Annotated in this window: 20 protein-coding genes; 18 read left to right on the forward strand and 2 right to left on the reverse strand. The window is 35.3% G+C overall.

The genetic code is table 11. The annotated features are described in order from the left end of the window. Positions 1 to 104 precede the first annotated feature (104 nt). Positions 105 to 1289, reverse strand: coding sequence for a DUF4317 domain-containing protein (locus NX902_RS02605; RefSeq protein ID WP_095333005.1), 1185 nt, complete (start codon positions 1287 to 1289; stop codon positions 105 to 107). Between the two features lie 231 nt (positions 1290 to 1520). Here NX902_RS02605 and NX902_RS02610 point away from each other — a divergent pair, with 231 nt between their 5' ends. The 5 genes from NX902_RS02610 (at position 1521) to NX902_RS02630 (ending at position 7771) form a co-directional block, all read left to right on the forward strand. After that, positions 1521 to 2411 (forward strand): LysR family transcriptional regulator, encoded by an 891-nt coding sequence (locus tag NX902_RS02610; protein ID WP_095333007.1) that lies wholly within the window; start codon positions 1521 to 1523, stop codon positions 2409 to 2411. A gap of 216 nt (positions 2412 to 2627) precedes the next feature. Then, positions 2628 to 3824 carry a M20 family metallopeptidase gene (locus NX902_RS02615; RefSeq protein WP_095333009.1) on the forward strand — a complete coding sequence of 399 codons (1197 nt, stop codon included), beginning with the start codon at positions 2628 to 2630 and terminating at the stop codon, positions 3822 to 3824. A 57-nt stretch (positions 3825 to 3881) separates the two neighbouring features. Further along, a complete protein-coding gene (locus NX902_RS02620) occupies positions 3882 to 5291 on the forward strand; it encodes a YfcC family protein (protein WP_123260927.1) in 1410 nt (469 codons plus the stop codon). 15 nt (positions 5292 to 5306) lie between these two features. After that, positions 5307 to 6995 (forward strand): M28 family peptidase, encoded by a 1689-nt coding sequence (locus NX902_RS02625; RefSeq protein ID WP_163187707.1) that lies wholly within the window; start codon positions 5307 to 5309, stop codon positions 6993 to 6995. A 131-nt stretch (positions 6996 to 7126) separates the two neighbouring features. After that, the gene (locus NX902_RS02630; RefSeq protein ID WP_095333013.1) at positions 7127 to 7771 is read left to right on the forward strand and encodes an SDR family oxidoreductase; all 645 of its coding nucleotides are present in this window, start codon (positions 7127 to 7129) and stop codon (positions 7769 to 7771) included. 544 nt (positions 7772 to 8315) lie between these two features. Here the strand turns inward: NX902_RS02630 and NX902_RS02635 are convergent. Continuing rightward, positions 8316 to 9023, reverse strand: a complete 708-nt coding sequence (locus NX902_RS02635) for a GntR family transcriptional regulator (RefSeq protein ID WP_217279800.1) — start codon at positions 9021 to 9023, stop codon at positions 8316 to 8318. 150 nt (positions 9024 to 9173) lie between these two features. Here NX902_RS02635 and NX902_RS02640 point away from each other — a divergent pair, with 150 nt between their 5' ends. The 13 genes from NX902_RS02640 (at position 9174) to NX902_RS02700 (ending at position 24837) form a co-directional block, all read left to right on the forward strand. Beyond that, positions 9174 to 10148 carry an SIS domain-containing protein gene (locus NX902_RS02640; protein ID WP_095333017.1) on the forward strand — a complete coding sequence of 325 codons (975 nt, stop codon included), beginning with the start codon at positions 9174 to 9176 and terminating at the stop codon, positions 10146 to 10148. A gap of 12 nt (positions 10149 to 10160) precedes the next feature. Beyond that, complete coding sequence (locus tag NX902_RS02645; RefSeq protein ID WP_123258826.1) at positions 10161 to 11033, forward strand: fructoselysine 6-kinase; 873 nt, start codon at positions 10161 to 10163, stop codon at positions 11031 to 11033. A gap of 58 nt (positions 11034 to 11091) precedes the next feature. Beyond that, entirely contained in the window at positions 11092 to 12405 is a 1314-nt protein-coding gene (locus NX902_RS02650) for an anaerobic C4-dicarboxylate transporter family protein (RefSeq protein WP_095333021.1), read from the forward strand. A gap of 13 nt (positions 12406 to 12418) precedes the next feature. Further along, positions 12419 to 13258, forward strand: coding sequence for a sugar phosphate isomerase/epimerase family protein (locus NX902_RS02655; RefSeq protein ID WP_095333023.1), 840 nt, complete (start codon positions 12419 to 12421; stop codon positions 13256 to 13258). After that, positions 13255 to 14136, forward strand: coding sequence for an amidohydrolase family protein (locus NX902_RS02660; RefSeq protein WP_095333025.1), 882 nt, complete (start codon positions 13255 to 13257; stop codon positions 14134 to 14136). The genes NX902_RS02655 and NX902_RS02660 overlap by 4 nt, the downstream gene beginning before the upstream one ends. Then, entirely contained in the window at positions 14114 to 14545 is a 432-nt protein-coding gene (locus tag NX902_RS02665; RefSeq protein ID WP_095333027.1) for a secondary thiamine-phosphate synthase enzyme YjbQ, read from the forward strand. Before NX902_RS02660 ends, NX902_RS02665 begins: the two co-directional genes overlap by 23 nt. A gap of 1 nt (position 14546) precedes the next feature. Next, positions 14547 to 15344: a PfkB family carbohydrate kinase gene (locus tag NX902_RS02670; RefSeq protein ID WP_095333029.1), complete on the forward strand. Its 798-nt coding sequence runs from the start codon at positions 14547 to 14549 to the stop codon at positions 15342 to 15344. Between the two features lie 646 nt (positions 15345 to 15990). Next, a complete protein-coding gene (locus NX902_RS02675) occupies positions 15991 to 16680 on the forward strand; it encodes a GntR family transcriptional regulator (protein WP_123258827.1) in 690 nt (229 codons plus the stop codon). 41 nt (positions 16681 to 16721) lie between these two features. Then, positions 16722 to 17807: a mannonate dehydratase gene (gene uxuA, locus NX902_RS02680; protein WP_163187709.1), complete on the forward strand. Its 1086-nt coding sequence runs from the start codon at positions 16722 to 16724 to the stop codon at positions 17805 to 17807. 120 nt (positions 17808 to 17927) lie between these two features. Then, positions 17928 to 19454, forward strand: coding sequence for an MFS transporter (locus tag NX902_RS02685; protein ID WP_341160534.1), 1527 nt, complete (start codon positions 17928 to 17930; stop codon positions 19452 to 19454). A 15-nt stretch (positions 19455 to 19469) separates the two neighbouring features. After that, a complete protein-coding gene (gene uxaC / locus NX902_RS02690) occupies positions 19470 to 20888 on the forward strand; it encodes a glucuronate isomerase (RefSeq protein WP_163187713.1) in 1419 nt (472 codons plus the stop codon). A gap of 32 nt (positions 20889 to 20920) precedes the next feature. Continuing rightward, complete coding sequence (locus NX902_RS02695) at positions 20921 to 22552, forward strand: mannitol dehydrogenase family protein (RefSeq protein ID WP_164463754.1); 1632 nt, start codon at positions 20921 to 20923, stop codon at positions 22550 to 22552. A gap of 377 nt (positions 22553 to 22929) precedes the next feature. Next, on the forward strand, positions 22930 to 24837 hold the full coding sequence (locus NX902_RS02700) for a beta-glucoside-specific PTS transporter subunit IIABC (protein WP_095333039.1): 1908 nt from the start codon (positions 22930 to 22932) through the stop codon (positions 24835 to 24837). The last annotated feature ends 18 nt before the right edge of the window (positions 24838 to 24855 follow it).

Consider the following 24855-nt stretch of genomic DNA (forward strand, 5'->3'; position numbering starts at 1 on the left):
CTTCGTTCTTAAAATAAATAAAAAACCCAAACAATTATACGAATTTTTTTATTGTTCGGGGGTTAGATTTGGTTGAAATACTTATGTCCCACTCTCTTTGAATCTTAGTCTTCTTCTGGATTTCCGCCGAAGGCTTCGGGAATCATTGTAAATCCTTCGATTACGGTGTCTTCTTCGACTTCAATCATTAAGTAGCGTTTGCCGCTAAATTCGATTTGCTTCACATATCTTAAGTCAGGAGGGCTGATCGCAATGTTAGCAATCTTGGTGCTGATCTTAATCGATTTTGATGTGAATTTTGGCAAGATATTACTTGCTTTTAATTCATATTTATCATCATCAATAATTTTTTTGAAGGCAAACTCGACTTTTTCTGGACTAATGTCCTCTACTCCGCTCATCTTTAAGACTTGTTCCACGTCTTTGGAGTCTAATTTTGGAACCTCTTCTTCTTCATTTTCGACAATCATTCGGTTAATTTCCTCGTATACATTCGAAAGAGTAGAAGTGCTCAATTGATCTCCAGTCACATCTTTAATGATTTCCTCAAACACAATTTTATCATCTTGAGCAGTCATCATTTCCTCGCCGTTGAGAACTTCCTCGATAAATTGGTAATCTGGCTCATGGATTTTGCCGGCAGCATAGAGAATATGATTAACATCTGCTGCGTTATCTGTGAAGCTTGGGAAAAGAAATCCACCCATTGGCGCATTCAGATTAATAATGGGGTCAACAACAATATTGTATTTAAATTCTTTCTCTACATAATCAAAAAGCAATTCTTTTTTCGGCTCTTGGGTGTTGTTGATACTGCATAAAATGAAAGGATGAGAGAAAACTGTATCTCGGTCACTTTCTTCAGACTCTTCACTGCGGCGCTTCTTTGGCTTTAAATATTCCCCGCGAATAAATGTGATGACAATATCTTTGTCATATTGTCTGCTATTAAGCATCTTGTCTACCATCAGTAGCATTTGCTCTTTCCAATCCTCTGTTTCTGAGCTAAGTAATCCTTTATGTAAAATAAGCTGGCTATTATTTTCTGCTTCTCTTTGAAACTTTAATTCAAACAGCTTTTCATCCAAATTACCGGCAAGTAATTTCTTGAAGTTATGTAAAAATAACTCTTGTTGATCTTGATCAAGCATGCCAAAGGGCTGACTTTGATAATGGAATATATCACTTGATTCTTTCATGACATAAACATTAAACATATCTGTTATTCTAAGTAGATCATTATTCATTTTGAATTGTTTTCGGATGTTTGCGATATCTTTTTTATTCATTTTAAGTTACACTCCTAAGTTACTTTGAAAGTAAATGATGGATGTTTGATTAGCCTTAGAGCTCTGTGTTCACACTCATTTTAGTCATTTATCCATTCTATCATATTTGGTTTCCCTATTATAAGAATCAATCTGTTGTTTCTAGAAAAACAATATGCTGTTAGCATCTAGTCAATAGGAATGCTGTATGCTTAAATAGAAGATAATCTTAAAAACGGGCGGGGGTACGAAATGAATGAGAAGGATTGCTTGCTGCTGATTTATTTACAGAAAGAGCAAAATATAACAAAAGCAGCGGAACATCTGTTTATGACGCAGCCTGCTTTGACCTATCGTATTAAACAGCTGGAAAAGGAGTTTCAGGTTGAAATTCTCTCGAAAAATGGTAAGTATATAAAAATGACGCCAGCTGGTGAATATTTGGTAGAATATGCGAAAAGAATTCTGAATGATTTGCGCAAAACAAAAGAGTTTTTATTGAATATAGAAAATGAACTGATTGGACATTTGAAAATTGGTGTTAATAGTCACTTTGGATTGCATACTCTTCCAGCTATTCTGAAAGAGTATAGAAAAAATTTTCCGAAGGTTCAATTAAATGTAGATACGGGATTTAGTACAGAAATGATGGATTTATTAGTGGATGGGCAAATTGATGTAGCGATTGTTAGAGGAGATTATAATTGGCCGGACGCTAAATATCTTCTTGATGAAGAAAATGTCTGTGTTATTGCAAACGAACCAATTGCTATTCACAAACTTCCGCAAATGGCGATGATTAATCGAAAAGAGCCTAAAGTGCTTCTTAAATATAAGACAAGTCCTTATAATCCCTTTGAGCAAAGTATCGAGTATTGGTGGAATCAAAGGTTTAGTGATCCACCATTGATAACAATGCAAGTTGACAGTTATGAAACCTGTAAGGAAATGGTGAAAAAGGGACTTGGATATGCCATTATCCCAAGTGTATTTCTGAAGAAGAGTGATGACTTATATTCTTGTCCTCTAGTTTTTAAAAATGGTCAGGAAATGAAAAGAAGAACCTGGATATATTATCGTGAAGCATCGATGAGTCTGGCCACAGTAGCAGCATTTGTTCAATATGTAATGAATATAGATTAATGGTACTAACAAGGAAGAAGAGGAGAACTTTTAAGATTCTCTTTTTTTGTTTTATTTTGTATAAAAATAAAAGTAAATACATAATTTTGTCTGTATAATCTATAAAAAATTTTTATAGATTATAAAAAAAAGCTTAATTTTACTTAATTTAATAAGAGAATTAAAATGGTATATACATTATTGTTTAGTCAGAATATTTAGGAGGTTGTATATTTTATGCATAATAAAAGTGTTCAAGAAAAACAGACACTTATCGATAAAGTGGATGCAATGGATATGGAATTACGAGAATTATCGTTGAAAATCCATCAGAATCCAGAAGTTAGTTTCCAAGAATATCAAGCAATGAACTGGCTTACAGAACCATTGAAAAAGGCTGGATTTATGATAGAAACAGGTCTTGCCAATCTGGAAACATCATTTAGGGCAACATGGGAAGGCGAAGCTGGAGGACCAACCATTGCCTTGCTTGCGGAATATGATGCATTGGCTGGATTAGGGCATGGTTGTGGACATAATATCATTGGCACATCTGCTGTAGGTGCGGCTATCGCGTTAAAGGAGGCGGTGCCTCATTTGCAAGGGAAAATTGTTGTACTGGGAACACCTGCTGAAGAGTTAGGCGGTGGAAAAATTATGATGGTAGAGGATGGCATTTTTGATCAAGTTGACGTTGCAATGATGTGTCATCCCCATAAGAAATCGATGGTTTTACGTGGTGGCTTAGCTTGTGTAGATGCGACTTTCAAATACTATGGCAAGGCGGCTCATGCAGCTGCAAGTCCTGAATTAGGAATAAGTGCATTGGATGCGGTAATTCATACGTTTGTTGCAGTCAATTCTTTACGTCAATTCTTTAAAGATGATGTAAGAATCCATGGAATCATTACAAAGGGTGGAGAGGCGACAAATGTGGTACCAGCATATTGTGAGGCTGAATTTTTATTAAGGGCAGAGAATGTAGAGCAGCTCGAAATTGTCCGAGAAAAGGTCTATGCGGCCGCTCGCTATTCGGCAGAAGCAGTAGGTGCAGCATTAGAGATTGAAGAAGGACTTATTTATGCGGAAAGGAATAATAATCACGCACTTGCCAAGATGTTTAAAGAAAATTTGGAATACCTAGATGAAGAAGTAAGCGATCCACCTAAAAAAGGGGGAATAGGCTCTTCTGATATTGGCAATGTTGGCCAAGTGACAGCTACCATTCATCCTTATATTAAAATTACTGATTCAGCGAACACACATACACCAGAGTTTGTAGAGGCAGCAGGTTCAGAGGAAGGTATGCAGGGGTTAAATAAAGCAGCAAAAGCATTAGCTATGACGGCTTACGATGTGTGCTCCAATCGTGAATATTTACAGGCTATCCGCAGTGAATTTGAAGATTGGAAAAGCAGCAAAATACTAAAATAGTAAATTAAAAAATGGTAAAGGATGAAGATATTGAAAACCAATAAAGTAGTCTCTCAGATGCACTCCATTAAACAGTCGAGACCAAAAAGAGTAAAAATGCCCCATACATTTGTCATTATATTAACGATGGTATTATTTGCGGCAGTTCTGACCTATATTCTTCCAGCAGGAGAGTTTGATCGAGTTGAAGATGCAAGCTCAGGTAACACCGTTGTTGTTCAAGATTCTTATCATCATGTTGAACAGAATCCTATCAGTCTATTTAATCTTCCGTTAGCAGTTGTTCAAGGATTGGTTAGTGCAAGTGATACAGTTTTTTTCATTTTTATTGTTGGCGGTGTGTTTCAAATTATTAATTCAACTGGAACAATTGAGGCGATTGCTGGTAGAGTCGGAAAAACCTTTATGAATCGAGGCCTCGTAATTATTCCCATTTTCTTGACCTTGTTTTCATTCGGCGGATTTACGATAGGGATGTCTGCAGAGGTAATGGCGTTTGTTCCAATTGGAATCGCGATTGCTAGAGCATTAGGATATGATGCGTTAACAGGGACAGCGATGGTTATGTTGGGTGCAGCAGCAGGGTTTACAGCGGGATTACTAAATCCCTTTAATGTAGGGATTGCTCAGTCAATTGCCGAAATTCCAATGTTTTCTGGTATGTGGTTACGTGCTATTATCCTTGTTGTTCTATTAATAGCCACTAGTTATTATATTATTCGTTATGCGAAAAAGGTGAAAAAGAACCCATCTTCAAGTATTGTTGCTCAACTGGAAGCAGAGGAAAGTCATAATAATGTAGATATATCATCCTTATCATCTATGAAGATAAGCCACTATTTAACTATCATGGTAATATTAGCTGGTTTTGGTCTATTGATTTGGGGTGTTTCGGAAAAAGGTTGGTGGATGCAGGAATTAGCAGCATTTTTCCTAGCCCTTGGTGTTATAGTAGGATTTCTGTCTAAATATGGCCCTAGTAAAATTGCCAGTGAATTTGTAGCTGGTGCAAAAGATATAACCTTTGGCGCTTTCATCGTCGGATTAGCGAAAGGGATTGTGATCGTTTTAGAGGATGGCCATGTTATTGACTCTGTTGTGAACGGGCTAGCAATAATGGTTGATCACATGCCTAGCTATATTCAAGTACTAGGAATGTATTTCTTCCAAACAATCATGAATGTCTTTATTACTTCTGGAACAGGATTGGCAGCAACGACGATGCCGATTATGGTGCCGTTAGCCGATTTGATTGATGTAACAAGACAAACGGCTGTTTTAGCTTATCAGCTAGGAGACGGATTATCCAATTGTATCCTTCCTACGTCTGCCATGTTAATGGGAAGCTTGGCAGTGTCCAAAATTAAATATCAAGAATGGGTAAAATTTTTCTGGCCATTATTATTAGTATGGCTTATTATTGGAGGTATTTTTGTTATCGTGGCAGATGTTATTCACTATTCATAATGGGGTGAAAAATAAGTGACAAGCCAGTATATAGATTTAATTGATAAAGATCTTTTGTATGATCACATTCAAGTACTTACTAAGTATGAAAGGTTAACTGGAGAAGAAGAGGCGGAGAGAGCCGCAGATTATATAATAGAAACTCTAAAGCAATATGAAGTGTCGTATAATCGTTATCAGTTTGTTGGGTATTTTAGTAATCCTATTCATGGAGAAGTATATGTGGGTGGAGCGAAGAAAAAAGTGATTATAGCGAAAGCAAGATCGTTTGGCGGTCACTTTCCAAAAGGGATAAAGGGTAACCTTTTATATGATCGTTATAGTGAAACACTAAGAGGAATAAACGGACCAGCTGATCGTTATGAAAAAATGAAAGATAAAATAATAATCAGCTGGAATTATTATGAAGATTATGTAAAAAAAATAGAGCGCGCTGGTGCAATTGGACTCATTCATATATGGCCGTCGAAGGAAATTGCTATCCATGAAGAAACAGTAGGAACTATCTGGGGAACACCTACATCGGAAAATATTGATCAACTTCCAAAAATTCCGGTGGTTGGGATAAATTATGAGGATGGAGTTACCCTACTTGATTGGATAAAAGAGAATGGTTCTTTGGAAGCGGTCGTGAAAACAAAATTAGAAAATGCGCTTAAAAAGACGAGTTTGCCGGTTGCTACTCTTCGAGGTGAATCAGAGGATTATATTCTGATTTCTGGTCATTATGATTCTTGGCATAAGGGAGCAACAGATAACGCAACTGCAAATGCGCTTATGCTGGAAATGGCCAGGATATTTTCTAAAAAAAATAGTAGAAGAACCATTAAACTAGCATGGTGGGCAGGACATTCGAATGGAAGATATGCAGGATCTGCTTGGTATTGTGATCAATTTTGGGAGGAAATTAATGAGAACTGTGTAGCACATATTAATATTGATTTTCCTGGAACAAAAGAAAATGTTGAAGTAGTACCTAGATCAACTGCGATGGAAAATCACGAGTTATTAATAAACATCATTCGTAAATACACAGATAGAGAGCCGTCTAGGATAGAGTATTTACCTAGAGGAGCCGATCAATCTTTTTGGGGGACGAATATCCCAATTCATTTAATGCTTAAATACGAACCGCCACATCAGAAAAAAAGCTATCAAACACCAGGAGGAAACTGGTGGTGGCATACAGAAGAGGATTTAATAGATAAAGTGGATAGTAATCTATTGGTGAGAGATACTGGAATGCATATAGAGCTAGTGGATTATTTAGCGAATATTTCTCTTTTACCGGTTAACCTTATTCGCTTTTTGAGTAAAAGCAAAGCGATTATTAACGAACTGGATGCAGATTCGGATGAGGCTTTTGACTTTACAATGATTCATTCTATTTTTGAAAAGGTCACAACTATGGTTGAAAAGCTTTTAGAAAAAGAAGTCACTGATGTTGATTCCTATAATCAACTTTTAAAAACAGTTGGTGGGATATTGAATAGACTTAAATTCTCTTCTTCTAGTAAGTATGATTATGATAATACAGACCCTTTTCAGCCATATCCTGGCTTAGCGAAGGTGAAATCGGTTTATTGGAGCAATACGTCTCCAGAAGAATTTCTTTTTCTAAGCACATTATTTGTCCGCCAACGAAATCGCCTTGTAAATGAGATGAAAGAAGTAATAAAAGAGATAAAGAGATATTTAGACTAAAATGGTATTAAATTTAATGGGTTTTCACTTAAGTGGAAGCCTTTTTCCTATCCCTTAGAAAGCACGCTATTTGAAAAAGAAACAATTGGATGAAATAATAGTAGAAAATGGATTAGAAAGGAGTCAGTGCTGTGAAAGTATTAGTGGTTGGAGCAAACGGGCAAATAGGTAAACAGCTTGTGACATTATTACACGAAAGTAATGAGTTTTCTGTTAGAGCATTGGTAAGAACGTCAGAACAGCAGAAAGCTTTTGACAAAGTCGGAATAGAAACTGCTTTAGGTAATTTGGAAGAAACGGTGGAACAGCTAGAGTCTGCAGTGAAAGGTTGTGATGCCGTCGTATTCACAGCAGGTTCAGGTGGGAAAACGGGATATGATAAAACATTATTGATTGATCTTGATGGTGCTGTGAAAATGATGGAGGCAACAAAGAATGCAGGGGTAGAACGGTTTGTAATGGTTAGTGCGTTGCAGGCGCATCATCGAGAAAACTGGAATGAACAAATTAAGCCATATTATGTAGCAAAACACTATGCTGATCGCATTCTTATGGAGAGTGGATTAACCTATACCATTATTCGTCCGGGCGGATTAACAAATGAAGCTGGTACTGGTTTGGTTGCAGCTGCTGAGAATCTGGAAAGAGGAGTGATCCCAAGAGAAGATGTAGCAGCGACAATAATGGCTTCTATAAAAGAAAAAAATGTGTTTAATAAATCATTTGATTTAGTCTCTGGTGAAACGGAAATGGAGAAAGCAGTGAAGAATTTATAAAGAGTAATTAGTGAAGCAGCGTCTATGCAGCAGGATGTTTTAGCTGGTAGATCAGTCAAATTCGTAATATTTTGTAAATTATAATCACTGTCGTTTAGGAAATTCGCTATGCAGCCCACTTCTTCATGTAGCTTAGCAGTCGCATAGAAAAAGAAAGTAGTTAGATCAGTTGTTGGTTCATCTAGGTAATAAATTCTGTGATACGTACCCTTTTGCCAAGTTATTATATCTGACTTGATGGGTGTATATAATGACCCAAAAGGGTATGTACCTGTTATTATTTGTTTGTAGCCAAGGATGAATTTTAGCTATAGTATCTAGTTTGAAGCCTCTCCATCAAAAAGGAGCTTTATCAAAAAAAATATTAGTGAATAAGGGAGTGTTATTATGGACTTTAAAAATGCATGTGAAAAAAATGAACTTAGTGAATTACTAAAGATAGGCGTGTTATTGTTAATTTATGTATTATCAACAGTGGCATTATTTTTTCTTATACATTAATTGGGAAAAGGGCTTACAAGGATAATCGTCTTGGAAGCCCTTTTTAAACAATTAATGTAAATTTGTCACCGAGCATAATTTGTTTTGAGGAATGAATTGTGCTACCTTTAATATCTTTTACCAAACTTTCTATACATAAGACAGGATGGCCTTCCTTTACGTTCAGATACATGGCTTCTTCAAAAGAGGCACTTACAATCTGAATTGCCTTTCTAGAGTTACCAAATTTAATGTTACTCTTCTCTTTTATGATGTCATAAAGTGAGGTGTTATTTAAGTCTTCAGTTAGTAGATAATCGAAGTCCATTGGAAATCGAGAATATTCAACTGAAACAGGGATGTCATCAGCAGTTCTAACTCTGACAATACTAATTTGTTTTGTATTACCAAGAGTACCGAATACGTTTTGCTCTTCTTCTTCTAAGTCAATTATTTTATTTTCAATTACCCTCGCACCAGGTTTTTTTCCTTGCATTCTAGTATTTTCGCTAAATCCTATTGTATTACCAATGTCTTTTAATAGCTTGTTTTCAGTTATAAAAGTTCCTTTACCTGGAATTCTGATCAGATAACCTTCTTCTGTTAGGGAGTCTAGAGCTTTTCTTACAGTTACCCGGCTAATTTGATTATTTTTACTTAATTCATTTTCAGTGGGAATTTTATCTCCCTTCTTCAAAATGCCTCTCTCAATATCATTCAGTATTTTCATTCTCAACTGCTCATATTTTGGTATTGATTCATTAATATCCATAATTATAATCCCTCATTAGCTCGTTTTGTTTTTTAAATTATAACAAATAAGAGAGTGAAAATAAATATGAAAGCGCTGTTGCAATTTGTATTGCTTTGTATTATAATTGAAATATACAAAGTGATACAAATTAGGATAGGAGGAGTCATAATGAATATTAAAGAGATTATCAGAAAGATTATTAGTGATAAAAAGGAAGATGGGGGTGTTAAGGAAGTTTATTACGTTGCATGCGGAGGATCTTACGCTGCTTTTTACCCAGCTAAAGCATTTTTAGAGAAAGAGTCCAAGGAAATTAAAGTGGGGCTATATTCTAGTAATGAGTTTGTACACAACCTTCCAAAAGCATTTGGAAAAAACTCTGTTCTTGTAGTTGCATCGCATAAAGGGAATACACCTGAGACTGTTAAAGCAGCTGCAATTGGAAAGGAAAAAGGAGTACCAGTTATTGCCCTAACTTGGATATCTGATTCACCTATAACAAAAGAAGCAGACTATATTGTTGATTATACTTTTGGTCCAGACAAAGATATAGCTGAAGAAAAAACAATGCAAGCTTTACTGACAGCTGTCGAACTTCTGAATCAAGTGGAAGGTTACCCATATTACGAAAAATTTATGGATGGTCGTCAAAAGATTGATCTTATCGTAAAAAATGCACGCAAACATGTTGAAAAGCGTGCAAAAAGATTTGCTGATGAGCATAAAGATGACAATGTTATATATACTTTGGCAAGTGGAGCAAGTTATGGAGCTGCTTATTTACAAAGTATTTGTATCTTTATGGAGATGCAGTGGATTAATTCATCTACAATTCATACAGGAGAGTTCTTCCATGGACCTTTTGAAATTGCAGATGCTGAAATTCCGTTTGTCATCCAGGTTTCCGAAGGAAGTACACGGGCTCTTGATGAGCGTGCACTTACGTTCTTAAAGAAATATGCGAGACGTATTGAAGTATTGGATGCTAAAGAGTTAGGATTATCTACTATTGATGCTGATGTAATTGATTACTTTAACCACTTATTATTTAATAATGTGTATCCTGTTTATAATGAGGCACTAGCAACAGTTCGAGAGCATCCGCTTTCAACAAGAAGATATATGTGGAAAGTAGAATATTAAGAGAGGCCCCATATGCGAAAATATAAAGTTATTGGTATAGGGGATAATGTAGTCGATAAATATGTCTTGGAAGGAAAGATGTACCCGGGAGGAAATGCTCTGAATTTCAGTGTATATGCCAAAATGAATAATATTAAATCTGCTTACATTGGGAAATTTGGCGACGATGATGTTGCTGAATATATTAAAGCTGTTTTGGATGAACTTCAAATAGATTATTCTTACTCTAAAACTTATAGTGGTGAGAATGGGTATGCGAAGGTAAAACTAGATAAGAATGAAAGAGTGTTTTTAGGCTCTAATAAAGGCGGTGTCGCCAAAGAAAAAAAATGGGAACTTACTAATCAGATGATTTCTTATATAAGTGAATTTTCCCTAATTCATACAAGCCTAAATAGCTATATTGAATCAGAACTGAAGACTTTAAAATCTCTAGATATTCCAATATCCTTTGATTTTTCTGTCCGATGGAATGACGAATATTTGAAGGAAGTATGCCCCTATATAGATATAGCCTTCCTCTCTTGCAGTCATTTAACAAGTTCTGAAAGAGAAAGGGAAATGAAAAAGGCTGAAGAGCTTGGAGCCGATCTTATAGTCGGCACTGTGGGGGAGAATGGTTCATACGCGTTATATAAAGGTGATTTTATATATCAACCAGCAATTATAGATGAAGACGTTGTTGATACTATGGGAGCAGGAGATGCTTATTTAACCGCCTTCCTCATTGAATTGTTAGATCAATCAAATGGTTCATTTAGGTTTAAAGATGACGATCTAACCTTTGAAGTAATACAGAATGCAATGAAAAAGGGTTCAAAGTTTGCAGCTGAAATTTGCAAAATCGAAGGTGCATTCGGATATGGTAAGCAAGTAAGAGTTTAAAATTCTTACTTGCTTAGCAATAAATGAAAGTGCTTACAATGAGGCGGGAGGGATTCCGATGTTTTGGATACAATTGATACTAATAATTGTACTGATTTATTTTGGCTCTAGAGTAGGTAATGTCTTTATGGGATTGTTGGGTGGAGTTGGCGTGGGGATATTTGTCTTTGTATTCGGTATGCAACCTGCTAGTCCGCCAATCGATGTTATGCTCATTATATTGGGGGTCGTCTTAGCCGCTTCGGCCTTACAGTCCTCCAAAGGGTTGGATTATCTAGTGATCATAGCTGAAAAGATACTGAGAAAATCCCCGAGCAATATTACTATAATAGCACCAATAGTGGCTTGGATATTCACTTTCTTATCTGGAACAGGTCACGTTGTATATAGTTTACTGCCAGTAATGAATGAATTATCAATAGATAACCGTATTAGACCAGAACGACCAATTTCTAATAGTATCATTTCATCTCAACAAGCCATAACATGTTCACCTATGTCAGCAGCAACGGCAGCCATGATTGGTTTTATGGCAACTATTGATGTATCTTTTTCAAAATTATTAATGATAACGATTCCAGCAACTCTTATTGGAGTAATAGCAAGTTCTGTTTTAACAATAAAAAAGGGCAAAGAACTTCACCAAGATCCTGAATATATAAGACGGTTGGAAGAAGGTTTTATCAAGAAGTTTGAGAGGAAAGAAATTAAGGATATAGCGAATTCTCAAAAATGGTCTGTTTTAATTTTCTTACTTGCTGTGGTTTCTGTTATTGTTTTGGGATTATTTACAGGTTTACGACCTTCTTGGGTAATTGAGGGAAAAGTTACTCCATTATCAATGCCATATACTATTGAGATTATCATGTTGACCTGTGCAGCTCTAATAATAATAGTATGTAAGCCGAAAATTGAAGAAATCTTAAGTGGCTCTATCTTTAAAGCAGGTGCTTTAGCTATAGTTTGTGCTTTTGGTTTAGCTTGGATGAGTAATACTTTTATATTAGCACATCAGGAATTTGTCGAAGAGAATGTAGCTCAAATTGTCAACAGATATCCATGGCTATTTGCAGTTGTTGTATTCGCAGTAGCTGCCTTGATAACAAGCCAAGGAGCGACAACGCTCATCATGATTCCTATTGCCATAGGATTAAATCTACCTCCAGCAATAATAATAGGTGCATGGATGGCGGTTAACGCGAACTATTTTCTACCTGTTTCAGCTCAAACGTTAGCAGCAATATCCTTTGATACAGCGGGTACTACAAAGATTGGTAAGTATGTCCTTAACCACAGCTTTATGGTTCCTGGATTAATAAACACTATAATATCAGTAATTGTAGCCACAATTTTAGGAAGTATTATTCTATAAAGGGAGTGTATTTATGAAGATAGATAGAATAGCACCTGGTAATTATCACTTTAAGAGATACACGATTGATTATTTTTTGGATTCTGTAAGTGAGTTAGGTTTTAAATATATTGAATTATGGGCTTCAGGTCCTCATTTTCATCTTGATTATTTTACTTTGAACGACATTAAGGAGCTGAAGAAAAAAATTGATTATAGGAATCTGAAAGTGGATTGTTTAACTCCAGAACAAGCTGTCTATCCAATTAGCATAAGTCACCCCGATAAACAATACAGACAGAATAGTATTGATTTTTTTAAGAGACATATTGAAGCAGCTACAGTATTAGATTGTAAAAAAGTGTTAGTAACAACAGGTATTGCATATCTTGATATACCTATTATTCAGCAATGGGAATGGTGTAGACAATCTTTAGAAGCTATTTCTAAAGCGGCGGAAAACGAAGGAGTCACTTTAGTTCTTGAAGCATTTACAAAGTATTCAACACATGTATTTAATACTTCTTCACATATTGTAAAAATGATTGAAGAGGTGGGGAGTCATGCATTAAAGGGACTTATAGATATCGATGTAGTCGCTTCAACAGGTGAGGAATCGATTGACAGCTTCATTGATACATTAGGTGACAATCTGCATCACGTCCATTTTGTAGATGGTAATCCTGGTGGACATTTAGTGCCAGGCGATGGAAGCTTAAATATGCAACATGCACTGGAGAAAATAGCATCAACAAGTTATCAGGGGTGCCTTGGTCTTGAGTTTCTTGATCGAAGGTACTTCTTAGAACCCGAGAAAGCCTTAATTAAGACGATAAAATGGCTAGAAGATAATAACAATGAGGCAAAGCAATGACTATAATTGACGTACACGCCCATCCTTCCCTGTATAGCCCTATTAGTGAGAGTGAAGAACGTCTGAATTTTAGAATGAAGGAAATGGGTCTAGGCTTGATGAGTCCATCAGATCTCACTGTCATAGATAAGCAAAATGATCTTGCGAAAATCAGTAAAACAATATTACTTCCTTTAGACACAACGACAACAACAGGTGATACCCTTATTTCTAATGATGAAATTAAGAAGCTGGTTTATTTAAGACCAGAAAGATTTATCGGTTTTGCAAGTGTTGATCCGAATAGAGCTGATGCTCTAGAAGTATTGGAGCATGCTTTTGGCACACTTGGTTTGAGTGGTTTAAAACTTAACCCAGCGAAACAACAATTTTCACCTGATCATCCAGATTATTACCCCATATATGAAAAATGTTTGCAATATGATAAGCCTATCATGTTTCACGCGGGTTTTTCCTGGGATAAAAATTCGATATCCGAGTTTGCTCATCCTTTTAGATTTGAAAGAATTGCAATTAAGTACCCCAAGTTAAGAATGTGCTTAGCTCATTTTGGGTGGCCATTTGTAAAAGAAACAGCGATACTACTCGTAAAATACCCTAATGTTTACACTGATACATCAATGCTTTACATGGATAGTCCTGAGCTGTTCTTTGAACAGGTGTTCACAAGAGACATGGGGAAATACTGGTTAGATCATAACTTTCCGGATAAAGTAATGTTTGGCTCTAATACTCCTAGATTTAGACCCATTAGAATTTTGCGCGGCCTAGAGAAAGTATATATGTCTGAAAAAACTCGCTCAAAGGTTCTTTATAAAAATGCTATGCGATTCTTGGGGGAAAAGGGGGATATTGATGAAAACAGAGCTACTGATTAAACATCTTTGTTCTGATATGGAAACACAATTAATCAAAATCACCGAAGAAGTAAAAAAAGCAGTCTCTAATAGTTCGATTGAAAATGGTGTTGTGTTTATTATTTGCTCTCATACGACTTGCGGAATTACAATAAATGAAAGTTTGGAATGCGTAGAAACGGATATCCTTGACTTTTTGGATACTATAGTCCCAGTAGATTCTCCTTATACTCACGCACATTTTTTAATGTCTTATGGCACGACGAGTGGAAATTCACCGGGGCATTTAAAACAGATGATTGTGGGCAATAATTGTGTATTACCAATAAAAAATCGAAAGCTGGTTCTAGGTCATGCTCAGGACATCTATTTCGCAGAATTTGATGGAATAAAAAATAGAAAATATTTTATTCAATTATTGGGTGAATAAAATGAAGAAACAGGAAAAGGTATTGGCAATAGGTGATAACTGTGTAGATATTTATTTAAAAGAGAAAACTTTTTACGCTACAGGAAATGCTGTTGACTTTGCGATCAACTTAAAGAAACAAGGTATAGATGTTTCTTTAATAACTGTTTTTAGTAATGATATATTTGGTGAATTCATAAAAAAGACCTTACAAGAGAACGGCGTCGATATTAGCAATTCATACAACAAAGATGAGCCAACTGCTATGGCAAAGATGAAACTTATCAATAATGATAGATTTCACGAGTCTTTCTATGAAAACGTATTAGCTGATTTTAAACTACCTGGATCTATCTCTAAAATTATAGAGAATTCTAGTATTATCTACTCAGAAAAGCGTTCAAAGATTTATAGATATTTAGATTCAATTTATGATCAAAATAAGATTTGGATTCATGATTTTTCAAAGAGGTTAGATGATGAATTAAATGATAAAATTCTCCCGTACATGAATTATTCCTTCTTTTCATATGAAAAGAAGGATGAAAGAATCAAAGAATTTCTGAAAATCACTCAATCAAAAACAAAGAATGGTGTTGTAATAGCGATGTTAGGGGAAGATGGCAGTTTAGCTTATGATGGCAATTCGTTTACTTATGAAAAAGCAAAGACTTCTCACATTGTTAATACTGTCGGTGCAGGAGATTCCTATATATCTGGCTTTATTTCAGGAATTTACAATGATAGGAGTTTGCAAGAGTGTATGGAAATAGGTACTAATATTGCGTCAGAAACTATATCTAAGTTTGAACCATATTAAACGTGAATTTAGTCTTCGTAACAGGAAATACCTTCTTTTTTCCGGAAACCTTTAGGTACGTGATGTGTATACGAGACTGGGACAAAAACATCTCTAAGATGGAAAAACCGGTGAAATTTTACGACAAGTAAAATTTCATCGGTTTTGATTATTTTTACAATAAAAATAAGGACAACTTCTGATGAAATTAAGTTACCACACAAAATTTAATCAGAAAGAAGTATCCTTATGTCTAAAGATTATACTTTCCTTTAACCACGCTTCTTCTTTTTCAATATAAATAAAGGAATTTTTATAAATACTTCTTTTTACTTTTTTCATCGTATTGGTTTCACGCTCTCCTCTTCTGTATTAGCATTTCATTCCTCCTTAAAAGCATCAATAATTATTAAGTATTCCCATAATAATTCATTAATTCTAATAAAAGTGTAAATAAATTGCAAAAGTTGTTAATGCAATTGTCACATTTTAGTACTATTTTTGAATTGTATTCCAAAAGAAATGAAGTTATAATGTACTCATAACTACCATATTAGTATATTAATATGTTTTGGAGGAGGCGATTATTGAAATTAATGAAAAGGAATGACATTTCCCCCTCCTTTTTATATACTAAAAAAATATAAAAAGGAGAAGAGGGTCCCTCATGTCAAATAATAGTGCGAAAGTATTTGCTTATAACCAATTGAAAGATGAAATTTTAAAATTAAAGCTTATACCTGGTACAAAGATCAGTGAAAAAATCATGTCAGATGAATTGCAAGTCAGTAGAACACCTATTAGAGAAGCATTTATAAGATTAGCGCAAGAAGAGTTATTAACGATTGTTCCGCAGAGTGGTACATTTGTCTCTCTAATTAACCTTAGCCTTGCCGAAGAAGCGCGCTTTGTTCGTGAGATAATTGAGACAAATATCGTTGGTCTATGTTGTGAGAATATAACTGATGAAATTTCCCTGAAGTTAGAAATGAACTTAAAGATGCAGGAAATGCTGGCAAGCAATGAAGTAGGAAAACAGGAAAAAGTAAAATTCTTCGATTTGGATGAAAGTTTTCATAAGGAACTTTTTATTTGCTGTGGCAAAGAGCGAACTTGGAAAATGATTCAAGATATGGCTGGCCATTTGAATAGATTTCGCTTATTAAGATTAAAAGACATAAAGGATTTAGACTGGGAAATATTAATTAGTCATCATAAAGAAATTTATGAAGCAATCTTAGAAGGAAATCGGACAAAAGCAGAACAATTAATGTCTGATCATATGAGATTAATGCTTTCTGAAAAAGGTGTTTTATTACAAGAGTTTCCTGAATATTTTTATCCGCAGCAATACTAATGGAAAAAGTATGATGGTGCGACAAAGGAGGAAAACAAAATATGCAAATGACGTTTCGATGGTATGGAGAAGGGAATGACACCATCACTTTAAAACAAATACGCCAAATTCCAGGGGTTAAAGGGCTAGTGTGGGCTCTGCATGATGTACCAGTTGGAGAAGTTTGGCCAGTGGAGCGTATTGCGGAAGTAGTAAATCAGGCAAAGGAGTATGGCTTTCATACAGATGTTGTTGAAAGCGTTAATATTCACGAAGATATAAAACTAGGATTAAATTCCAGACAGCAATATATTGATGCATATAAACAAACATTAAAGAATCTTAGTCAATTTGGCGTAAAAGTAGTATGTTATAACTTTATGCCTGTCTTTGATTGGCTGCGTACAGATTTATTTAAAGAAACAGAAGATGGCAGTACGGCATTGTATTTTGATGCTACAAAAGTCATTTCTCTTACACCTGAGCAAGTAGTAAAAAACATGGAAGAAAATACAAAAGAGTTAACGCTGCCTGGATGGGAACCAGAGAGACTAAAAGATTTACAGCATTTATTTACTTTATATAAAGATGTATCAGAAGTGGATTTGTTCGATAATTTGGTGTATTTTCTAGAAGAAATTACTCCTGTTGCAGAGCAATATGGAATTAAAATGGCTATTCATCCGGATGATCCGCCTTTTTCTATCTTTGGGTTGCCGCGGATTGTCAAAAACAGAGAAGATATCGAACGGATTTTAACTAGTGTAGACAGTCCAGCTAACTGTTTAACTTTTTGCTCCGGCTCACTTGGAGCAAATTCAAGTAATGACTTAGTTGATATTGTGAAAACATTCACTAAGAGAATCCCTTTTGCCCATATTAGAAATGTTAAACGTTTTGAAGATGGTAGTTTTATAGAAACTTCTCATCATGTGGAGGATGGATCTGTACCTATTACTGAAATTGTTAATGGATTATATGAAAACGGTTTCTGTGGGTATGTTCGACCAGATCATGGGAGACATATTTGGGATGAAGTATGCAGGCCGGGATATGGGTTATATGATCGCGCGTTAGGGGTAATGTACTTATTAGGAGCTTGGGATACAAACAAAATTTTAACAAAAGAGAAAATGCAAAAAATATAAAGAAAAGATAATAGGAAAAGGAGAGGTTCCTGATACTTTCTTTTTTCCTATTATGCTTTCAGATAAATGAAAACGTTTTACCTATGTTCGTATTGATAATAAAAATAGGAGGCGTTAGAAATGGGAAAAAAACAAAAAGACGTTACGCTTGCAAGGAGTATTGGATACGGCCTAACAGACATGATGGGCGGAGGGGCTTTTACCATTATAGGCGCATGGCTTTTGTTCTTTTATACAAGTTATGCTGGTTTGACTCCAGTTCAAGGTGCTTCTATTATTGCGATTGCTCGTATAGTAGATGCAGTCGTCAGTTTATTTATGGGAAGCTTTTCAGATAACTTTTTAAAATTTAAGTTAGGAAGAAAATTTGGACGGCGAAGATTTTTCTTATTGATTGGTTCACCACTTATGCTTGTATATGTATTACTCTGGACTTCGGGAATGAATTATTTATATTATCTCCTTACTTATTTAGCATTTGAAATTATTGCAGCGATGGTTTTAATTCCATGGGAAACACTCCCTTCTGAAATGACAACTGACTTTAATAAACGAACGAAATTATCAACTGCTAGAATGTTTATCTCAGGACTTGGAACCTTTTTAGCAACATTTATACCTGGACAGCTCTTTAGTATTTTAGGACAAGATAATTCCCTTGCTTTCTTCATTAATGGTGCTTTTTTTGCAGTTGTTTTTGCTATATGTGTGTATATTTCTTTCCGTTCTACATGGGAACGAGAAGTTTCGCCTGAAGAATTACAGATACTGATGAGCCAGAAGAAAGAACGAAAAAATGGTTTAAAGGTAGTGATACAAACGTTTGTGGATTTTGCTTCCACTTTCAGGGTGAAAAGCTTTCGTAAACATTTATTAATTTATATTTGTTCGATGACAGCGAAAGATGCTTTTAACGCAGTATTTGTATTCTTTTGTGTATACGCTTTAAATAGTACTTCCACTGTAGCAGCGAATCTACTTTCATTTAGTATTATTGGGCTCCCTGGAGCTATTCTTTATGGATTTTTAATGATTAAAATTGGACCAGCAAATTTATTTAAAATATCGTATTCTACCATGATTTTATGTTTATTAGGATATGGGGCGGTTTATTTATATCATCCTAGTAATTTAATCCTAGTGTTAGGGGTTATTTCCTTCTTTTATCAAATTGGAAGAAGTATGCTGGAATTCATTCCTTGGAATTTCTTTCCATTTATTCCAGATGTAGATGAAATGATTACGAGGAAAAGAAGAGAAGGAATTTTTGCTTCTGTAATGACGTTCTTTAGAAAGTCTTCTGTAGCGCTTGCCACCTTTTTAGTTGGAGCCATCTTAGAGGCAGGGGGATTTGTACAAGGCTCGGCAACGCAGCCACAGAGTGCTGTTCATACTATAATGTCTATCATGATTATTGGGGTAGGTCTTCTGCTTTTTATTTCATTAATTACAGCATTCACCTTTAAATTAAATAAAGAAACGCATGGTGTTCTTGTAGAGGAAATTGAACGTTTAAAGAACAACGGTTTAAAAAAGGATGTAGATCCAAAAACGAAGAAAGTGGTCGAATCTTTAACAGGTTATTCCTATGAAAAGCTTTGGGGTGGAAAGACAGATAAAGCTTTTACACAAGTGAAGATGAATTAAGAGGAGGATAACAAAGTGAAGCCTTTTATGAATAAAGATTTTTTACTTGAGACAGAAACAGCGAAAAATTTATTTCATAACTATGCGGCGACAATGCCAATCTATGACTATCATTGTCATTTAGAGCCAAAGGAAATTTATGAGAATCGAAGATATGAAAATATTACAGAGCTGTGGCTAGAAGGGGACCATTATAAATGGCGTGCCATGCGTGCTAATGGCATAGATGAATTCTATATAACTGGAGATGCAGATGATTACAGTAAGTTTGAGAAATGGGCTGAGACCGTAGAAAGGTTAATTGGAAATCCACTTTATCATTGGACGCAGTTAGAGTTAAAACAATATTTTGGAGTGGAAGCAATTCTAAAAAAAACGTCAGCAAAGGAAATATGGGAAATTTGTAATCGCAAAATACAGAGTCCAGATTTTTCAGCAAGAAGCTTAATTGAAAGGTCAAATGTAGCTCTTATTGGTACTACAGATGATCCGATTGATGATTTAGTTTTTCATAAGTTATTACAGGAAGACAAAACTTTTTCGCCAACTGTTTTACCAGCATTTCGTCCAGATCACCTAATGGCAATTCAAAGCAATTATTGGGCAGAATATGTTGGAAAACTAAGCAATCTTACAGGAGTGGAAATAACGAGTTATAGCACTTTGATGGAGGCAATAGATCATAGGATAGAGTATTTTCATGGGATTGGCTGCAAATTGTCTGACCATAGTTTAGAAATGGTTGTATATGAACCAGCAACAATGGAAGAGTTAAATATGATTGTAAAAAAAGCGTTGACTGGTGAGGCTATTACTCAAAAAGAAAATAATCAGTTTTTGACTAGTTTACTTGTTAGCCTTGGTAAAGCATATAGCCAAAGAGGATGGGTGATGCAATATCATATCGGAGCATTAAGAAGTGCGAACTCTCGTTTATTTCAATCAATTGGTGCAAATATAGGCTGTGATTCGATGCAAGACAGTCCTATTGCTATTCCATTAGCGAAATTATTAGATGAGCTGGATCGAGATGACAACCTCCCTAAGACCATTCTGTATGGATTAAATCCGAATGCTAATGAAGTTTTAGCAACGATGGCTGGGAATTTCCAAGAAGGTGGAATTCCATCCAAAGTACAATTCGGATCTGGCTGGTGGTTTAATGATCATATCGAAGGTATGGTAGCACAAATGAAAACACTTGGGAACCAAGGGCTATTATCGAGATTTATTGGAATGTTGACAGATTCACGCAGTTTTTTATCTTATAGCCGTCATGATTATTTTAGAAGAATTCTATGTAATCTAATAGGGAATTGGGTGGAAAATGGAGAGTACCCAAATGATATAGAATGGCTCGGGCAAATTGTTCAAGATATATCTTATTATAATGCTCAGCGTTATTTTGATTTTCAGTTAAAAATGGATTACTGAATCGATGCAAATAAAAATAAAGAAGGCGAAGAATGTTGTTATTACTAGATAAAGAGGCTATTCAATCCAAGAAAGATAGTTTTTCAAGAATAGGAATAAAAACACCTAATTATGATTATAGAGGAATATGGGAAGAGACAAAGAAAGAGCCTATTTGGTTACATATAGGGGGTGGGAATTTATTTAGAGCTTTTCATTCGGTATTACAGCAGCATTTAATTGAAAAACAAAAAACGAAAAAAGGAATAATCGTTGTATCTACCATGGATGATGGATTAATCGAAAAAATTTACCATCCATATGATAACTTAAGTCTAAATGTAGTAATGAAAAGTAACGGTACGCTAGATATGGAAGTCATTGCAAGTGTGGCGGAAAGTATAGCTGCCTATAGTAATAATTATTCGTGGCAGCGTCTGATAGAGATATTTACAACTTCATCCTTACAATTCATTACTTTATCGATTACAGAAAAAGGGTATGAATTAAGAGATATAAAAGGAAATCTTCAACCAACTATAATAAAAGAATTAGAACAAGGACTTTATCAACCAAAACATACGATGGTTATGTTAACTTCGCTGTTGAATGAGCGATATAAGGCTGGAAAGATACCTTTAGCATTAGTTAGCACAGATAATTTCTCCCATAATGGAGATAAGCTGAAAGATGCTATTCTCACGGTTGCTGCTTATTGGCAAAAAAGAGGGGTTGTGGACAAAGGATTTATTGAATATCTAACAGATCAAACAAAAATTGCCTTCCCATGGACCATGATAGATAAGATTACGCCACTTCCTTCTGTTGCAGTAAAAGAAAAGTTATCTGACCTTGGTTATGGAAGTACAGAATTGATTAAGATAAGAGAAAATGCTCCCACTATTGCTCCATTTGTGAATACCGAAGAAAGTGAATATTTGGTTATGGAGGATTGTTTTCCAAATGGAAGACCATCATTAGAAGAAGTAGGTGTATTCTTTACAAATAGAGATACAGTGGATCAAATTGAAAGAATGAAGGTATGTACGTGTTTGAATCCTCTTCATACAGCATTGGCTATATTTGGCTGTTTACTAGGATATACTTCCATTGCGGATGAAATGAAAGACAACGATCTTAAAAGTTTAGTAGAGAAAATAGGCTATGAAGAGGGGATGAAAGTCGTAACTGATCCCGGAATTATTCATCCAATGCAGTTTATAAAGGAAGTAATAGAAGTACGTTTCCCCAACCCAAACAATCCAGATACACCGCAGAGAATAGCAGCTGACACCTCTCAAAAACTAGCTATTCGTTTTGGAGAAACAATTAAATTATATGTAAAAAGAGATGATTTGGATGTTGAGGATTTACACTTTATCCCACTAACGATTGCTGCCTGGTGTCGATATTTGATGGGGATTAATGATGGTGGTAAGGAAATGTCGTTAAGTCCTGACCCTTTGTTAGAGGAATTACAAAAGCAAATAAAAAAAATAAAGTTTGGCAGCCCTGGCTCAGTAGGAAATTACTTACAGCCAATTCTATCAAATGAGCGAATATTTGGTAGCAATTTATATGCAATAGGGTTAGGAGACAAAGTAGAGCTGTTTTTTAAACAATTCATACAGGGATTAGGAGCTGTTAGAAAAACACTTCATAATCAAATAAGTTTAAAAGCTTGATGCATAACGCCGTGAAAAAATTATCGAAAGTGTAGGAAAAGAAGAGGCACATCTAAACCGGCACTATGTCAAGGACACAATAAAAAAGAGATTAAGCAAAGAGAAGTATAAAATTTGAAAGATGGATTGGAATGGCATTTAAGTAGGGAATAAAAAATTAACTTTTCTAAAAAGAAAGCGTTGACATATTTTGCAAGACGTGATAAATTACAGATATCAAATAACAAAACTTAAAAGTTCCGTGAAGGAATGTTACCTTAAGTGGGCATAACCTGAACTGACTAGAAGAACATGCTATTGTTTTGCGTGTATTTTAGTCAGGTCAGGTTTTTTTATTTGTAAAAACCAAATTCCATAGCTGAAGGAAGGGTAAAAAAATGAAATATGAGCAATTAGCAAAGGATATTATTGCCAATGTAGGTGGAAAAGAAAACGTTTCCAGTGTTGTGCACTGTATTACACGTCTTCGCTTTAAGCTTAAAGATGAAAGTAAAGCGAATACAGAAGTCCTAAAAAATATGGATGATGTTGTAACTGTCATGAAAAGCGGCGGTCAATATCAAGTCGTTATCGGCAACCATGTTCCCGATGTATACAAAGCAGTTGTTTCAGTAGGGGGTTTCCAAAACCAACAGCCTGTAGAGGAAGAGGAAGGTCCTAAAGGTTCACTTTTCAATCGATTTATCGACATGATCTCAAGTATTTTTACGCCAGTTCTTGGTATTTTAGCAGCTTCAGGGATGATTAAAGGGTTTAATGCACTATTTCTATCAACAAAATTGTTAACGGAATCATCTGGTACTTATCAAATTCTAAATGCCACAGGTGACGCACTATTTTATTTCTTACCAATTTTCTTAGGATATACAGCGATTAAAAAATTTGGTGGAACACCGTTTATTGGAATGGCGATAGGGGCTGCATTAGTTTATCCAACCTTATCCACTTTAACGACAGGTGATCCATTATATACTTTGTTTGGAGGTACATTATTTGAATCGCCAGTCCATGTTACGTTTTTAGGGATACCAGTAATTTTAATGAGTTATTCGTCTTCGGTTATCCCAATTATTTTATCGACATTCTTTGCATCTAAAGTAGAGAAATGGCTAAGAAGTGTAATTCCAGATGTAGTGAAAACATTTATTGTGCCATTATTTACATTAGTGATTGTAGTTCCAGTTACATTTCTTGTTATTGGCCCGATTGCAACATGGGCAAGTACATTAATTGGTCAAGGATCTTTATACTTATATAATTTAAGCCCCGTTATTGCAGGATTATTGTTAGGTGGATTCTGGCAAGTGATTGTTATTTTCGGTCTTCATTGGGGATTAGTACCAATTTCTATCAACAATGTAGCGACACTTGGCTATGATACGATTTTATCTCCTGTCTTCGCAGCGTCTTTTGCACAGATTGGGGCAGTTCTTGCAATTTTGATCAAGACAAAAAATCAAAAGTTAAAAACATTGAGTTATCCAGCGTTTATTTCCGGTATCTTTGGTGTAACGGAGCCAGCTATTTATGGAATTACCTTACCTTTAAAGAAACCATTTATTATTAGTTGTATTGCTGCAAGTATTGGTGGTGCTATTGCCGGGTTAACAGATATAAAGGGTTATATCGTTGGCGGTCTTGGAATTTTTGGTCTTCCTTCTTATATTACACCTGAGGGAATCAATATGAACTTATGGGGAGCAGTTATTTCCATCACAGTTGGCTTTATCGTAGCGTTCTTATTGACATTGTTCTTTGGCGGCATTAACAAAGGACAAAATTCAACAGGAAATACTACAGCATCGAACCAAGTAGCAGCAACAAAGGTAGAAAAAGAGGAAGTGCTAAGCCCTCTAAAGGGAGAGGTAAAACCTTTATCAGAAGTAAAAGATGAAGCATTCGCATCTGGTGCACTTGGCCATGGTATCGCTATTGAACCAAGTGAAGGGAAATTATATGCTCCTGCTGATGGGACGGTTTCTGCTTTATTTCCGACGAAACATGCAATTGGGATTACAACAGATACTGGTGCAGATATTTTGATTCATATCGGAATGGATACTGTTCAATTAGAAGGCAAACATTTTATTGTACACACTACACAAGGTGAGTTAGTGAAAAAAGGACAATTACTTATTGAATTTGATATGGATGAAATAGCAAATTCAGGCAAGCTTTTAACAACACCAATTGTGATTACAAATTATAGAGAGTTTCATTTAGAGATGACAGATAAAAAACAGATTCAACAAGGAGATTCTTTATTCCACCTCGAAACTAAGTAAAAATAAGCAAGAATTAGG

Origin of the sequence: Niallia sp. FSL W8-0954, from assembly GCF_038005605.1 — a bacterium.
GTDB lineage: Bacteria > Bacillota > Bacilli > Bacillales > Cytobacillaceae > Niallia > Niallia circulans_A.